Annotated in this window: 13 protein-coding genes; all 13 read right to left on the reverse strand. The window is 54.7% G+C overall.

From position 1 onward, the window contains the following. Nucleotides 1–117: 117 nt before the first annotated feature. The 13 genes from ACSF8X_RS00265 to csrD all read right to left on the reverse strand — a co-directional run bounded on the left by ACSF8X_RS00265 (nucleotide 118) and on the right by csrD (nucleotide 13,722). On the reverse strand, nucleotides 118–639 hold the full coding sequence (locus ACSF8X_RS00265; RefSeq protein ID WP_500850437.1) for a type II secretion system protein: 522 nt from the start codon (nucleotides 637–639) through the stop codon (nucleotides 118–120). Between the two features lie 131 nt (nucleotides 640–770). Continuing rightward, a complete protein-coding gene (locus ACSF8X_RS00270) occupies nucleotides 771–1,319 on the reverse strand; it encodes a type II secretion system protein (RefSeq protein WP_500850438.1) in 549 nt (182 codons plus the stop codon). 26 nt (nucleotides 1,320–1,345) lie between these two features. Next, nucleotides 1,346–1,936 (reverse strand): prepilin-type N-terminal cleavage/methylation domain-containing protein, encoded by a 591-nt coding sequence (locus tag ACSF8X_RS00275; RefSeq protein ID WP_047878536.1) that lies wholly within the window; start codon nucleotides 1,934–1,936, stop codon nucleotides 1,346–1,348. 86 nt (nucleotides 1,937–2,022) lie between these two features. Further along, a complete protein-coding gene (locus tag ACSF8X_RS00280; RefSeq protein ID WP_500850439.1) occupies nucleotides 2,023–2,511 on the reverse strand; it encodes a hypothetical protein in 489 nt (162 codons plus the stop codon). Beyond that, nucleotides 2,492–3,712, reverse strand: coding sequence for a type II secretion system F family protein (locus tag ACSF8X_RS00285; RefSeq protein WP_500850440.1), 1,221 nt, complete (start codon nucleotides 3,710–3,712; stop codon nucleotides 2,492–2,494). Before ACSF8X_RS00285 ends, ACSF8X_RS00280 begins: the two co-directional genes overlap by 20 nt. A gap of 16 nt (nucleotides 3,713–3,728) precedes the next feature. Beyond that, the gene (locus ACSF8X_RS00290; RefSeq protein WP_047878533.1) at nucleotides 3,729–5,444 is read right to left on the reverse strand and encodes a GspE/PulE family protein; all 1,716 of its coding nucleotides are present in this window, start codon (nucleotides 5,442–5,444) and stop codon (nucleotides 3,729–3,731) included. A 2-nt stretch (nucleotides 5,445–5,446) separates the two neighbouring features. Next, nucleotides 5,447–6,652 carry a tetratricopeptide repeat protein gene (locus ACSF8X_RS00295; RefSeq protein ID WP_500850441.1) on the reverse strand — a complete coding sequence of 402 codons (1,206 nt, stop codon included), beginning with the start codon at nucleotides 6,650–6,652 and terminating at the stop codon, nucleotides 5,447–5,449. A gap of 6 nt (nucleotides 6,653–6,658) precedes the next feature. Beyond that, nucleotides 6,659–7,501: an ExeA family protein gene (locus ACSF8X_RS00300; RefSeq protein ID WP_500850442.1), complete on the reverse strand. Its 843-nt coding sequence runs from the start codon at nucleotides 7,499–7,501 to the stop codon at nucleotides 6,659–6,661. Between the two features lie 3 nt (nucleotides 7,502–7,504). Next, a complete protein-coding gene (gene mshL / locus ACSF8X_RS00305) occupies nucleotides 7,505–9,175 on the reverse strand; it encodes a pilus (MSHA type) biogenesis protein MshL (protein WP_047878530.1) in 1,671 nt (556 codons plus the stop codon). 15 nt (nucleotides 9,176–9,190) lie between these two features. Beyond that, entirely contained in the window at nucleotides 9,191–9,520 is a 330-nt protein-coding gene (locus ACSF8X_RS00310) for an MSHA biogenesis protein MshK (protein ID WP_500850443.1), read from the reverse strand. After that, nucleotides 9,513–10,148: an MSHA biogenesis protein MshJ gene (locus ACSF8X_RS00315; RefSeq protein WP_500850444.1), complete on the reverse strand. Its 636-nt coding sequence runs from the start codon at nucleotides 10,146–10,148 to the stop codon at nucleotides 9,513–9,515. Before ACSF8X_RS00315 ends, ACSF8X_RS00310 begins: the two co-directional genes overlap by 8 nt. After that, on the reverse strand, nucleotides 10,145–11,572 hold the full coding sequence (locus ACSF8X_RS00320) for a PilN domain-containing protein (protein ID WP_500850445.1): 1,428 nt from the start codon (nucleotides 11,570–11,572) through the stop codon (nucleotides 10,145–10,147). The genes ACSF8X_RS00315 and ACSF8X_RS00320 overlap by 4 nt, the downstream gene beginning before the upstream one ends. A 224-nt stretch (nucleotides 11,573–11,796) precedes the next feature. Further along, nucleotides 11,797–13,722: an RNase E specificity factor CsrD gene (csrD, locus tag ACSF8X_RS00325; protein WP_500850446.1), complete on the reverse strand. Its 1,926-nt coding sequence runs from the start codon at nucleotides 13,720–13,722 to the stop codon at nucleotides 11,797–11,799. Between the last annotated feature and the right edge of the window lie 122 nt (nucleotides 13,723–13,844).

The following is a 13,844-nucleotide window of genomic DNA, read 5'->3' on the forward strand; positions in this document are numbered from 1 at the left end:
CAAGGATTTTATTATTAACAACACGAGAAAATAGCTATCACTATCCACTCTATTTCCTCAATACCCGCAAGAGGCCGACACTGAGGAAATAGAGCCCCGAAGGGCCCTATACAATGATTAACAGCCAGTCTTAACCACTTCGACCTTAGCTTCTTCAATCGTTTGGTTTGGAGCTGTGCCAGTTTGTTTCGCTTCGGTGTACTTAACATAACATTCTGTCGCTTCCACCTTGGCGACATCCGTCGCTTCATTGCCCAGCGTAATCGCATTCAGAGTGAACAATGCAGTTCGAGTCTGACCTGATGTATTGTCGAAAGCCGCCTTCCACTCATTGGTATCAAGTTTCAATGCTTTCTGGATACCCGTATTTTGTGCAGTAGGGTAACCAAAACTTGTAGTGATTCCATCAACATCAACAGCTGTCGATGAACCGTCAGCCTGCTCCTTACCTTCAATCGCCGCCTTGCCGTAGACAATGCCTGTCGCGCCGTTGATCGCGCCCTTAAGGCCTTCCAGCGTCGAACCACGGGCATCGCCCTGCAGGTTCAAAAAGCGCGGTGCAGCTGTCACAGCCAAAATACCGAGGATCACAATCACCACTACCAATTCAATCAGCGTAAAGCCGCCCTGACGTTTCATACTTCTCTCCTAACAAGGACTTTATTATTAACAACAAAAACAAACAGCGACCTGCACCCAGCATCCATTGCCGGGCAGGCTCGCTATTTACTCAATATATCCGCTCATACCTACGCGCAGGCAGGCAAACACTAACAGCCCGCGTGGTACACGGTGACCGTTGGCTCGACAATTTCCCGTGAAATCCGGTGAGCCTGACTGTACTCGACATAGCAGTGTGTCGTTTTAATCTGCTCGAAATAGCTGCCAGCCACCTTACTCGTGTCCGTTAGCACCGGCTCAAGCGCCTTCAAGGTATATACCACTTGGGGCGTTCCATTCTCGACACCACGAACCTGGCTTGCCTTACCATAGGCCACACTCCATTCATCATCGGTGTCTAGCATCAATGCCCGGGTCATCCCGTCTTCTTCGGCAGCCGGGTACCCAAAGGCAATACGTGTTCCTTTGCTGTCATCGCCCAGTGCGGTGCTTGGCAACTGCTCTTTCCCCTCTAGCGCCGCCTTGCCAAAGACAATACCGCTCGCTCCGTTGATCGCCCCTTTCAGGCCATGCAACGCCGCCTTGCGGCCGTCGCCCTGCAAATCAAGGAAACGCGGCGCAGCCGTTACGGCCAAAATGCCGAGTATCACGATTACTACGACCAACTCGATCAGCGTAAAACCACCCTGACGCTTCATCCCAATCACCTTCATTGACATGCGAACTAGATTGCAGCCTGACGAATTTCAGTACGAACCTGCCCCTTGGCAGGCTGATAGGTAAAGTAATGACCTGACGTCACATTTGCTATGCCGTCACTGCCCTTAACCTTCGAGGCCAATTGGTAATAGCGGCACGCTTTCTGGTTATCGATAGTGGTCAAATCGGTATAGAACAGGTAGTCATCATCCGCCGCCTGTTTGCTATCGCTAGTCACCCGTGGCGGGTTCTGCAATAGGTTATCCAGCAACGAGACGCAGTCAGCAACCACCATGCTATCGATGGCCTTGTTGTCCAGCGAGACTGGATAGCCAATACGCGGTTTGCCATCATCACTTTCCATCGTCAGGTAGAAATCGGTACCGTCATAATCCACCATGCTGCGGCCATCATTTTTTGGGCGTCCATAAGCTTCCCATTGGGCACGCACCGACATTACCGCCGTGGCATAGCCACCGGCGATCCCCTCAATGGAGGCCTTCTTGGCTTCATCAGTCACATTCATAAAACGCGGCAACGCCGCCACAGCCAGCAAGCCGACAACAATAATCACAACAACCAATTCAACCAAGGAAAAACCCGACTGCTTGTTCATGACAACCTTATCTCCATATACCGATAACAAAGCACCGCAGCCGGGCTGGCCGCAAAATAACCACGATACCGCTTGTCAAATATGCATCACTTTCTTGGGTGATGCGTCAAAAAAATGTTGCTGTATATTGTCTCATTTTCATAAAAAATTTCCAGCCATTTCCCGGGACTCACCTCATAAAAACATGAATTGTAAGGCTCTGTATTGGAAATCTTTTTTTCCACCACACGTAGGTATTCAGGTACATTTTCACGGGAGGAGAGCAACTGCCAGGTTAATGGACAGTCAATTTCTTGTCGTATGCGTATAATTGGCCATCCCCGTTGGGTATGACCATAATGAATACCATCGGTTTCAGACTGCTTGGGGTGCCCCTCAAGCTCCCACTGCTGACGCAGCGCCGAGGCGCTGTGAATAATGGTGTTGGCCATCGTCTGCAGCTGAACTTTCTCCGCTTCGCGGTAAACCTTGTGCCATTCGACCAGTAACGCGGCCACCAGCAACAACGCCACCGCACAGTACAAGAAATAGACTTGTCGCCGGCGCAGATTGTATTCAAACGCCCCGCGCGACATCGAGCAGTCCCCACATCGGCAAGAAAATACCCAGCGCCAGAATCAGTACCATAATCGCCACGACAAACAACAGAATAGGCTCAATACGGGCCGTCAGGGTCTTGAGGTCATAGTCCACTTCCCGATCATAAAAATCCGAGACTTCCAGCAGCAGCTCATCGACCTGACCGGTCTCTTCGCCTACGGCAATCATCTGCATGACCAATGGGGTGAAGACCCCTGAGTGATTGGCTGTTGCCGCAATCCCGCCACCAGATTCGATCCCGTTTTTCATCTCGACCAGACGGCTTTCTAGATAACGGTTGCCCAGTGATTCAGCCGACATTTGCAACGCGGTATTGAGCGGGACCCCGCCCCGGATCATCAGCGAGAAAGTACGGGAAAAACGTGATAGCTGGGCCCGGTTGACGATATCGCCCACAATGGGCACTTTCAGCCGCCAACGGTCCCATGTCTCGCTCCCGGCCGGTGTCCTACGCCATATCCGGATCCCCAGCCACGCGGCCACGCTGCCACCGAGCATCAGCGGCCAGTAATGAACGAAGAAATTTGAGCTGGCGATTAACATCCGGGTGGGAAGCGGCAGCTCGACACCGAAACGGCTGAACATCGAGGCAAACTGCGGTATCACCTTGATATTGAGGATGGTCATCGCCAGCATGATGGCGCTAACCACAAACAGCGGGTAACGCATCGCCGACTTGATCCGGCGACGGGTTTCCATCTCCTGTTCAAAATAAAGAGCGAGCTGCAACAGGGTCTCATCAAGCCTACCCGTATTCTCGCCCACCTGGATCATCGAAATGAACAAATCGGAAAATACCCGGGGGTGCTGGCGCATCGCAGCCGATAGCGACTTGCCGTTGGTCATTTCCACCACAACAGCTTCCAGCGTCGCCTTCATCAACGGGTGGCTGGTACTTTGCCCCAGCCCTTTCATCGAACGCAGCAAGGGGACCCCGGCCTTGGTCAGGCTATAGAGCTGACGACAAAATATCACCAGGATCTCAAGCGGCACGCTGGCCTTGAAAAACTCAGCCCAGTTATGTGCAGCCTGACGGCTCTTTACCCGACGAATTTCCAACGGAATGATCCCCTGACGGATCAACAAGTCCGCCGCCGATCCCTCATTGGCAGCCTCTATCTGGCCACGTTGGATTTCACCCTTGCTACCCCGGCCGCGATATTTGAATACAGCCATTATCTATCCTCACTACTCACAGAGAACAACCGTCATACTCTTCCCCCTCACCGAGGAGCAATACTTCGTTGAGGCTGGTTATACCCTCGGTAGCTAACTCCATCGCCGACTCAATCAGCGGCTTGTAACCCTCACTGGTGCGGGCAATTTGGGTAAAGCGCACCGCATCACCGCCGCGCAGGGCATCCATCATCGCCGGGGTCATTTCCAGCAGCTCAAAGACCCCAACCCGCCCCTTGAAACCGGTGAAGTTGCAGCTCTGGCACCCATAGCCATGATACAGCTGGGCATCGGCATGGTTCGGGAAACGCGCCCTGAGCCACTGCAGCTGCGCCTCGTCCGGATCATAGGGCGTACAGCAATCACGGCAGATCCGGCGAACCAGCCGCTGTGCCAATACCGCGCGAACCGCACTGGCCACCAAGTAACCTGGGGCTTCCATGTCCATCATCCGCAATGCACTGTCGACCGCATCGTTGGTGTGCAAGGTCGACAATACCAAGTGGCCGGTCAATGCCGATCGAAGGCCGATTTCCACGGTTTCCTGATCACGCATCTCACCAACCAAAATAATATCGGGGTCCTGACGGAGGAATGTACGCAGGATCGACGAGAACGTCAGGCCGATCTTGCTGTTAACCTGCACCTGATTGACCCGCGGCAACCGGTATTCCACCGGATCCTCGGCCGTAATCAGCTTCTTGCCCGGCTGGTTGAGCTCATTGAGCGCCCCGTAAAGGGTGGTCGTCTTGCCAGATCCCGTCGGCCCGGTCACCAGAATCATCCCGTGCGGGCGGCGCAGCTGGCGCCGGAAACGCTGAAGGATCGCCGCCGGCATCCCGATTTCCTCCAAGCTCAGGATCCCCGCTGACTGGTTGAGCAGTCGCATAACCACCGACTCTCCGTGCTGGACCGGCATGGTCGAGACACGGACATCAACCGAATTGCCGCGTACCTTGACGTTGAAGCGCCCGTCCTGCGGCAGACGCTTCTCGGAAATATCCAACCCGCTCATCAGCTTCAGTCTCAGCACCAATGCCGAAGCCACCCCGGACTCATTGAGCAAGGTCTCATGCAGAACGCCGTCGATCCGCTGGCGGATCCGCAGCACCTTGCTGTCCGGCTCGATATGAATATCCGAAGCACCAACCTGAATCGCATCCTCGAACAGCGAGTTAATCAACTTAACAACCGTGACTTCCTCGTTGCCATCGTCATCGAGCCCAAAACCGAAGTCATTTTCATTCTGATGCTCGGCCTGCAACTGCTCAGCAAAGGAGACAATTTCCTGAGTCCGGCGGTAGTAGCGGTCAAAGGCCGCGATCAACTGCCGCTCCGGCGCAATAACCAACTCGACACGGTACTGGCTAAGCTGGTTGTATATCGCCTCTTGGGCCGACAAGTCGGCAGGATCACTCATCGCAACCCGCACCGTATCGTCATTCAACCCCACGGCCAATGCACGCAGGCGACGGGCATGGACCTCTGACAGCAAGGCCACCGCTTCGGTATCGACGCTTAGCCGGGTCAAGTCGACCAGCGGGATGTCCAGCTGACGCGACAAAAACTGCAGCAACTGCTGCTCGGTCAGGATCCCCATGCTGATGAGGGTATCCCCCAGCTTGCGGCCGGATGCCTGCTGCTGGTTCAGCGCCTGCTCCAACTCCGACTGGTTGATGATCCCTTCTTCAACCAACAAGTCGCCCAGACGTTTTCTAAGACGGATTGCCACGGTTACCCCTCCGAACTGGCCAATACATTCAGCCGCTGCTGAATAAACTGTTGTGATTGTGATGATATTCGCCCCATCAGCAATGCCTGCTGATAGGCCTGCTCGGCTTTTGTACCATTGCCGCCACGCTCCAATGCAATACCCAGCCCCATCCACCAGCGACCATCATAAGGCTCAAGTTCCACAAGCCTCTGGTAGCTACTCAGGGCAAGATTGTTGCTCTTGAGCTGCTGGGCCAATGCCCCGCGCATCGCGAGATAGCCACTATCCGGCTGGGCAGGCAAGACAGCCAACACATTGAGCGCAGCTTGCTGCTGCGACTCACTGACCAGCAACCGAGCCAGCGTCAGGCGCAATACCGGCTGCTGGCTGTCATAGCCAAGACCTTCTTGCAAAATAGCCAGTGCACGGCGGACATCGCCCCGCCCGTAATACAAGGCTGCCAATTTTTGGCGGGCTTCGGCCCAATCAGGGCGATAGGACAATGCCGCTTCGTAATAGTCCGCCGCCTTGCGGCTGTTACCTTCCTTCATAGCTTTTTCCGCTCGGCCAAACTCCACATCTGCCAGCTGCGCGGGCGTCAGGGCCACGGTTTCTATCACCAAACCGCTTTCCGGCTCATCCCCCGCATCAGCTTCACTCCGCGTTCCACCAGCTGGCTGGACGGCCTTAGCTGAAACGGCAGCTGCCTTAACCCGAGCTTCTTTGGAAGGCGCTTTTTTCTCTGGCGGTACCGCCGGGGCTACCGCAACAGCAGAAGCGGGGCTGGCAGACTCCGGCGGAGGTGGTAAGACGATTGGGGCCAGCTCGGTGACGCTGGCAATCGCCGGGGTACTATCCTCAGGTTCACCGCGAGCCAGTGCGACCTCTTCCACTGGCGTCTGCTCCGAGATCTTCCGAACATCAGGCGTTGCGGAAGATACCATCGGGCCCACGTCCTTTTTCGCAGGCTCGGGAACACGCTCCCCATCTGTATGGGACGCAATGGCAACGGGGGCAGGCGTGGGGGCCGACACAGCCGCCACCGGCTGGCTACCGAACCACCAGCCCACACATCCCGATGCGAGCAAACCGGTGCAGGCTAACGCCAACCAGTATCCGTAACGGCGAGTAGGAAGCGGTGCAATATCTGCCGGCTCCAGCGACGAGCCCATGCTCGCAGGCTGCTGCCGACTCAATGTTTGTAATTTCTTGTTCAGTTCACTCATGGGTTCTTATTGCCATCCCCATAAAATCGGATACGTCCAGCGAGGCTGGCGTGCTCCCAATGTATCTCGAATTGCCAGCAGAACATCACGGCGGGTGATCTGTTGACGCTTATCACTGCATGCAGCTATCAGTGCCTTATGGCACAACTGGTTAATGAGTCTCGGAATGCCTCCACTCGCCCGCCAAATGGCTTTAGCGGCAGAATACGGGAATAAAACGGGGGATGCCCCAACCCCGGCCAGACGAAAACGGATATAGGCCACGGTCTCGGCATGGGTAAGGGGGCGCAGAGCGCTACGAAATGTGATCCGCTGACGGAACTGGCGCAAATGGTGACTCGCCAACCGCTCATCAAGCTCCGGTTGGCCCAGCAATATAATTTGCAGCAACTTCTCATGCTCGGTTTCAAGATTACCCAACAATCGGATCACCTCAAGAGCATCATCCGGCAGAGCCTGGGCTTCATCAATAAGCACGACGACCGACCGCCCCTCGGCCTTGCGCGCCAACAGCCCCTGCTGCAGGCGATCGGCCAACAGGGCACTGTCACCGTCGGTGGCCAGGCCGAGCTCACGGGCCAATGCAATCCGCAGCTCGTAGCCACTGGCAGCCGGGGTCGGCAGGTAAGCAAGCTCACAATGCTCGGGGAGCCGCCCCATCAACATCCGGCAAACCAGAGTTTTGCCCGTTCCGACCTCGCCGGCGATCTGAATGATCCCCTCGCCCATAGAAAGAGCGGCAAGGGTCGTTTCAATCGCCTCGAGATGCGGTGGAAGGGCATGGAACAATGCAGTATTGGGCGTCAACCCGAAAGGTGCCGCCCCCATACCGAAGTGAAACAGATACATGGCTTACCCCTTAGGGAACCATTCTTTTACCAGCGCCCGCGAGCGCTCAATCTCTTTTTGCCAGGTCTGCTCGCCAACCACGGTCGGCTTGAGCAGGATCACCAGCTCAGTTTTGGTATCAATTTTATTGATATTGCGGAATAGGTGGCCAAGCGCCGGGATATCCCCGAGCAACGGCACCTTGCTCACCTGATCGTGGGTTGCTGATTTCATCAGGCCGCCGATCACCACAACATCCCCGGACTGAGCGTGGATCACCGAATCCGACTCGCGGATCGAGCTCTTGGCCAGAGGAAGTTGGTAAGTACCGAACGTATCGCCGAGGGTGATATCCTTGACTTCGGTCACCACATCAATAACCGCAGGGTGAACATGCAGCAGCACCCCGCCTTGATCGTCAATTTGCGGTGTCACATCCAGAGAGATCCCCGAGAAGAACGGCGTCAGCTCAACATCGGGTGATGCCGTACCGCCATCGCTGTTTACCTCGCCACCGGAAATATCGGTCACGAAGTACTGATCATTACCCACTTTGATCACCGCCTTCTGGTTATTGGCGGCCGTTACCCGAGGGCTGGACAGCACGTTCAAGTCACCCTGTGTATCCAAGAAACTCAACACCGCATCGAAGTTACCATCGGAAATCGTGACATTGGTCTGCCCGCCCAGCAAATTGGCAATTTCACTGCCGCCTGGCAGTACCTGTGGAATAATATTGCCCGCGACATCTTTGACAACCTGCCCGGTGCCAAAAGTAATATCCGTCCCGCCAATACTCTTGGTGATATTGCTCCAGTTGATCCCCTGCTGATAACCGTCACTCAAGGTCACTTCCATGATCTTGGCTTCCAGCACCACCTGACGCTTGAGGCGCTGCTGCGAGATCCCGAGAAACTCTTTGACCTCGCGCAGTTCATTGGGATAAGCACGTACCGAAATCAGGCTGGCCTGCGGCGACACGACGATGCTGCGACCATTGCCGGTACCAATCATCGCCTGAACCGCCTTCTCGAGCTGGACCCAGAAATCACTCTCGGATACCGTTTCGATTGTGGTACCGCCCGTCGTCGTCGACGAACCATTATTCGAATTGTTGTTATTGTCGCTGTTGCTACCGCCCTCCGACGAATCGCTCCCCGATGACCCCGAATCGCTATTGGTCAGCGAACCGGTGGTCAACGTAGTCAGAGAGACACCGCGGCGCTTGAGCTGGAGGTAGTCGACAGGGATCACCTCGGTGCGCAGGGTAGCCGGGAAAACTTGGATAATATTGCCCTTGCGGGTAATGCTGTAACCGTAAATGTCCGACACAACATCCAGCACTTCATCGAGTGTCACATCCCGCAAACTAAGGGTGATTTTCCCCTTCACGTCCGGATGCATCACCATATTGAACGGCGTCCCCTTCACCAGGCTACCGAAAAAGGCCTTGGCATCGACATTACGGGCATTGACGCGAAAACGCTTCTCCAATGCCACAGGGCTGACATACTCGCTGCCATCCAGACTCGGCATCAGATCATCACTGACCGAGGCTGGCAAATCCATCAATGGCCGGCTATTTGCCTCGTTTGCCGCTTGGTTGAGCGCCTCTTTGATTTCCACCGGATTACGGTGGCCCATCGAACACCCCACCAAGGAGACGATGGCCGCAGCCACAACTAATACTCGCATCTTAATCACTTCGTTTTATTCTGACTTTATATTCTCTGCAAACAGGTCGAGGCGCCACTGCCGCCCTCCCCGGCTTACGACCACAGATTCGTCCCCGATTGCCGACACGACATACCCGTTTACCCGGCCCCCCAGCCCGACACTCTGACCACTGAGGATCACGGTACATGCCTGCCCGTCACAGAAGATCCCCTGTAGGCTCGGCAAACGGGCATGGGTTACCACCTGCGTACGCTTGGGAGCCTGCCAACCCAACGGGGCGGTAGGATCCTGACTCTCGCGGGCCTGTGCTGGCAACCCGCACAGGCCGCACAGCACCACAACCGGTATAATGTTCTTAACCACCGATAAAATCCCTACTTTCACCTAGCGTATACACCACCAGCTCCACATCAGCCCATGGGTAGCCATTGACCTTGTAATCAAGGCTCTGCCAATAGTATTTCACCGGCAGCGACTCCAACTGATTCAGGTAATCAACCACATCAAAATAGCGACCGCGCAGGATCAATTTGACCCGGTGAATATAGAACCCGCCTTGCTCGCCGCTTTGCAGCTGCTCTGGCGGCAGCGATGAGAGCGCAACCAACTTCAGGCGTTCTGAGTGAGCCAATACCTTTTCCAGCAAAACTGGCATCTCGGCCGGCGAAACCAAACTGCCCACTCGCTCTGCCAATTGGGTATCCAACTCGGCATTTTCGGCATTGAGACGGCGGATCCGGGTATCCAGTTCCTGATCGGGATCTTGCTTGAGCCGACGGTTCACCAACAACAACTGGTTATCGCTATTGGTTACGGCCTGGCTGAGCATCACCAACCGCTGCTCGGCATGATCCAAGCTCTGAATCTGAGGCTCGATGACCGCCACAAAACCGATGAACAGCACAGCAACCCACCCCGTCAAGGCGATAAGCCCCTGCTCACGCCGGGTCAGTCCGTCGAATTTCTCGCACAACTGCTGCCACATATTCATGACTGGCCTCCTTGCGAATTATGGGCGGGCTCACGATCGGAAAAGAGCGTGAATGTCACACCATTTTTCCGATCCCGCCCCAGTGAAAACTGCTGGAAACGTCGCTCGGACAAGGCCTTGTACTGATCAAACTGTTGTAGCCAAACAGGCACGGCGTCCGGTGTCCGGGCCATACCCTCAAGATCCATATTGGCTCCAGATACCCGGATATGTGACAGCGAAATATTGCCATTGGCCGCCAACGAAAGTTGCTCCATCATTGCGCCATAACCTACCTTGAGGCTTTCATCATGCATGGCGATAGAGTTCAATGCCATCTGCTTCGATGCCAGGCTTTTCTCTAGCCCGGCGGCCATGTCTACCTTGATTTGACTCGGCAAGTGCTTCGCGAGTGCTTCCTTCGCCCGAGCCAGAGCCCCATTAGCGCTATCGAGCAAACGCTGTTCGGCCAGCAATCGCTGTTGCTGCTGATAATTTTGCCATGAGAACCAGCCTGCACACGCGGCTAGAATAACAATCGCAATCCCCCACCCTGCCGCCAAATTCGACAAGGTGATCAACTCGGTTTTCGGCTTGAGGCTATCACTGAACAAATTGATATTCGATTGCTCGGCCGAGTGCAGGCCTGCATAGGCGACCCGCAGGGCATTACTCGACAGCAGTTGCTCCTCCAGTGAAAGAGCGGCGACCTTCACGTTCAAACGCTCGCCGAGAGCTGTCGCCAGTAAGGCGTCATCCTCGCCGTCGCAGGCAACCAGCACCTGAGTAACAGGGACATCACGTAACTGGGCACTGAGGAAATCAAGCGAGCGCTGTAACTCCAAAGCCAAGCCATCAAGTTGCATCACGTCGGATGGGGCGGGATCGGATTTGGCCACCGGGGCAGCGAAACCACGTAGCTGGCGCTGGAAACACAACACCTGCTGTTTGAAAGCCATCAGTTGCAAGTTGCCCTTGCCACGGCGCTGGAGTAATAACTGGGTGTGTCCGGGTGAACCAAACTGCCCCCAAACCACTTCCTCAACCGAGATCCCCTTGAGCTCGCAACCAGCCTCGCGAAGGCTCTGAACCAAAGACTCCACCAGATTTTTGTTAGCAACAAAAACCTGTAACCGCTCCTTGAGTGGCGAGACAAAGCCATCAGCAACCAGCTCCGAAGGCGAGTCGTTGACTAAGTCCTTGACCAGAAACGGCAAGGCTGTCGGATATTCTTCTCTGGGCAATTCCGGCTTTTCGATCAACAGACTCTGATAACGGCCATGCCCGAGAACAAGCTGGACATGCTCCCCCTTCAGCGAATGGCGCTCTGCCAATTCTCGAACGGCCATAGGCCAGCCCGTGCTATCACGAACACTGTACTCATCAACCAGCCAGGCACCATCTTGACGGCACACCAAAGCGACGGTATCGGAAAATAACGCCATCGATACAGTCGCCTGCTGTCGCGGCTGCTTAATGAATTTATTTAGAATTGATTTCAACGTGAAGACTACCAGCGCAAAAAGAAATACAGCCCGCCTAATCCTTCATGGATATAAATGCAGGGACGTCAATATTTTGACCGTGCTAATCAAATAGTAACAATTAAAATAATGTTTTTATATGATTATTAATAACGTATTTCACATGATATTTTAATATTAAGAACTTACTTTCTATTTTCCGCGCTTATTTCCGCTGCAAAATATCGTCCCTGCCCACCCTTAATTCCCAACTGGGTTAGCACCTGCCATTCCTTTTTATTTTCGACCCCGACAGCGATAACCTGAGCCCGGGTATCGGCGCTTGCCCCCAGCATACTGCGGACAAATAGCTGGTTCTCCTGACGCAGGTTAATCTCCTTGACCAGCCCACGATGGAGCTTGATGTAATCCGCCTGAATGTCCTTGATGTAATGGGTGCTAACAATAGTACGACCCGCCTGATCAACGACCAACTTGCAACCGAGCCCGCCAAGCATCCTAGCCACCGGGCGCATGGCGTCAAGGTTCTTGACCAACGCCCCTTCCGGGATTTCCAAATAAAGACGGTTCAATACCGTACGCGGCGTCTGCAGCAACTCATCACGAAGCCATTTGACAAAATGCTTATCAAGCAAAGCATTGACACTGAGGTTCACCGACACGGCTTCGGCAACCGGCTCGGTCCTTAGTTTTTCCAACACTTTCCCCACCACAGCCCGATCCATTCTGGCGCTGAAGCCAACCTGCTCGACTGCCGTCAAAAAACGCGAGGCCTTAATCAGCATACCGTTTTCATCTTTGATCCGGGCCAGCATTTCCCGATGCAGAATACTGCCGTCCAGCATGACCACCGGTTGCTGGTAGAGGATTGGCCCGCCGCTGGAGAACACAGCATCGAGCAAGGTGCGCCAACGAACACTGCCCCGGGCATCTTCAAACTGCTGATCCTTGCGAAAGGCATACCAGCTATTGGTTCCCTGCAGCATGGCACTGCGCAGAGCCATGTCGGCCTCATCCATGATCCGCCCGCGGCGCTCGCCGCTGGCACAGAATGTCATGCCGATATGGCACCAGTTTTCGCTATCCAGCGGGGTGGGCGGCACCAATCGGTCCAGTGCATTCATCATTGTACCAACGAACTGTTTCACCTCCTTGCCCGACTGCTGCGGTAGCAAGATCGCAAACTCGGCGTCGAAATAGCGGGCCAGTACCGTCTCCGGATAGCGTTGAACTAAGTTGGACAACACAACCCCGACATCCTGAATCAACTCATCGGCCGCTTCCTTGCCTTTTTCCGCCAGCAGCTCGTCCCAGTCGGCGATCCGGATCAGCAGCACGGCACCGTGGGCCTCCTGATCCTGAAGCATTGACTGAAGCCGACTGTCGAACATCACCCGATTGGCTGCGCCAGTCAACTGGTCAAGAAAAGTGTGGGTGCGGATAAAGGTATCGAACCGGCTTCGCTCCTGACGGGCATCCTTGAGCTCGGCAATCATCTGATCCAGCGCCAAGCTCGCCGTTGCCGGCCATTCCTGCTCATCCCCCACCGCAAAGTCATCCACTTTGCCGGCCAGGATCATCCGCCCTCGCTCTTCGAGCAACTCCGAACCGTGGAGCTGACGCCGCAGCCAATCAAGCCCCCATACCAAGCCGAAAATAATCAACGCGATAGCAAGGCTAATCGAGGACATCGCACCGATCGAATAAGTGAACTCGGTATAGGGCGGGAGTGACTTGAGGGAGACATAAAAGCCGGGATTATGCGCCAATTCGTAATGGCTGGCATGAAGAATCGATGGGTCGGGCAGCTTTTTCAGCCCCTTGAAGGTGTATACAATGCCGCTTTCACTACCAATTTCCAGCTCAACAACATTGCTCGCCTTGAGCAACTTCGGCAGCCAGCGGGACATGGATGACGCCCCCTGGGGCTCTGCCATTTCTTGGTCGATCACCCCGACAACGCCATCGAGGTAGTGGGTGAGGTAATCCTGTCCCAACTTACGAAAACTGACGGCACCGCCCACAAAAATAATGAACATGGCACAAATTACAATTAACGTTACAAAAGCTACCAAGCGATTGGTTAGCCTCATTCCAGAAGCTTTTCTCATATACCCGCTATCTACACGATTAAAAGGAGGCAGTTCAACATGCCGAGCATGCTTAAATCCATAACTTAAAAATAACATCCATTGTTTTACCGTGTCAGTGCCCCACCCTACAAATTAGCAAT

This window comes from Photobacterium panuliri, from assembly GCF_059920555.1.

Bases quoted from the DNA above. Each gene is read 5' to 3' on its own strand.
- ACSF8X_RS00265 (WP_500850437.1), bottom strand. From the start codon at position 639: ATGAAACGTCAGGGCGGCTTTACGCTGATTGAATTGGTAGTGGTGATT.
- ACSF8X_RS00270 (WP_500850438.1), bottom strand. From the start codon at position 1,319: ATGAAGCGTCAGGGTGGTTTTACGCTGATCGAGTTGGTCGTAGTAATC.
- ACSF8X_RS00275 (WP_047878536.1), bottom strand. From the start codon at position 1,936: ATGAACAAGCAGTCGGGTTTTTCCTTGGTTGAATTGGTTGTTGTGATT.
- ACSF8X_RS00280 (WP_500850439.1), bottom strand. From the start codon at position 2,511: ATGTCGCGCGGGGCGTTTGAATACAATCTGCGCCGGCGACAAGTCTAT.
- ACSF8X_RS00285 (WP_500850440.1), bottom strand. From the start codon at position 3,712: ATGGCTGTATTCAAATATCGCGGCCGGGGTAGCAAGGGTGAAATCCAA.
- ACSF8X_RS00295 (WP_500850441.1), bottom strand. From the start codon at position 6,652: ATGAGTGAACTGAACAAGAAATTACAAACATTGAGTCGGCAGCAGCCT.
- ACSF8X_RS00300 (WP_500850442.1), bottom strand. From the start codon at position 7,501: ATGTATCTGTTTCACTTCGGTATGGGGGCGGCACCTTTCGGGTTGACG.
- mshL (WP_047878530.1), bottom strand. From the start codon at position 9,175: ATGCGAGTATTAGTTGTGGCTGCGGCCATCGTCTCCTTGGTGGGGTGT.
- ACSF8X_RS00315 (WP_500850444.1), bottom strand. From the start codon at position 10,148: ATGAATATGTGGCAGCAGTTGTGCGAGAAATTCGACGGACTGACCCGG.
- ACSF8X_RS00320 (WP_500850445.1), bottom strand. From the start codon at position 11,572: ATGGCGTTATTTTCCGATACCGTCGCTTTGGTGTGCCGTCAAGATGGT.
- csrD (WP_500850446.1), bottom strand. From the start codon at position 13,722: ATGAGAAAAGCTTCTGGAATGAGGCTAACCAATCGCTTGGTAGCTTTT.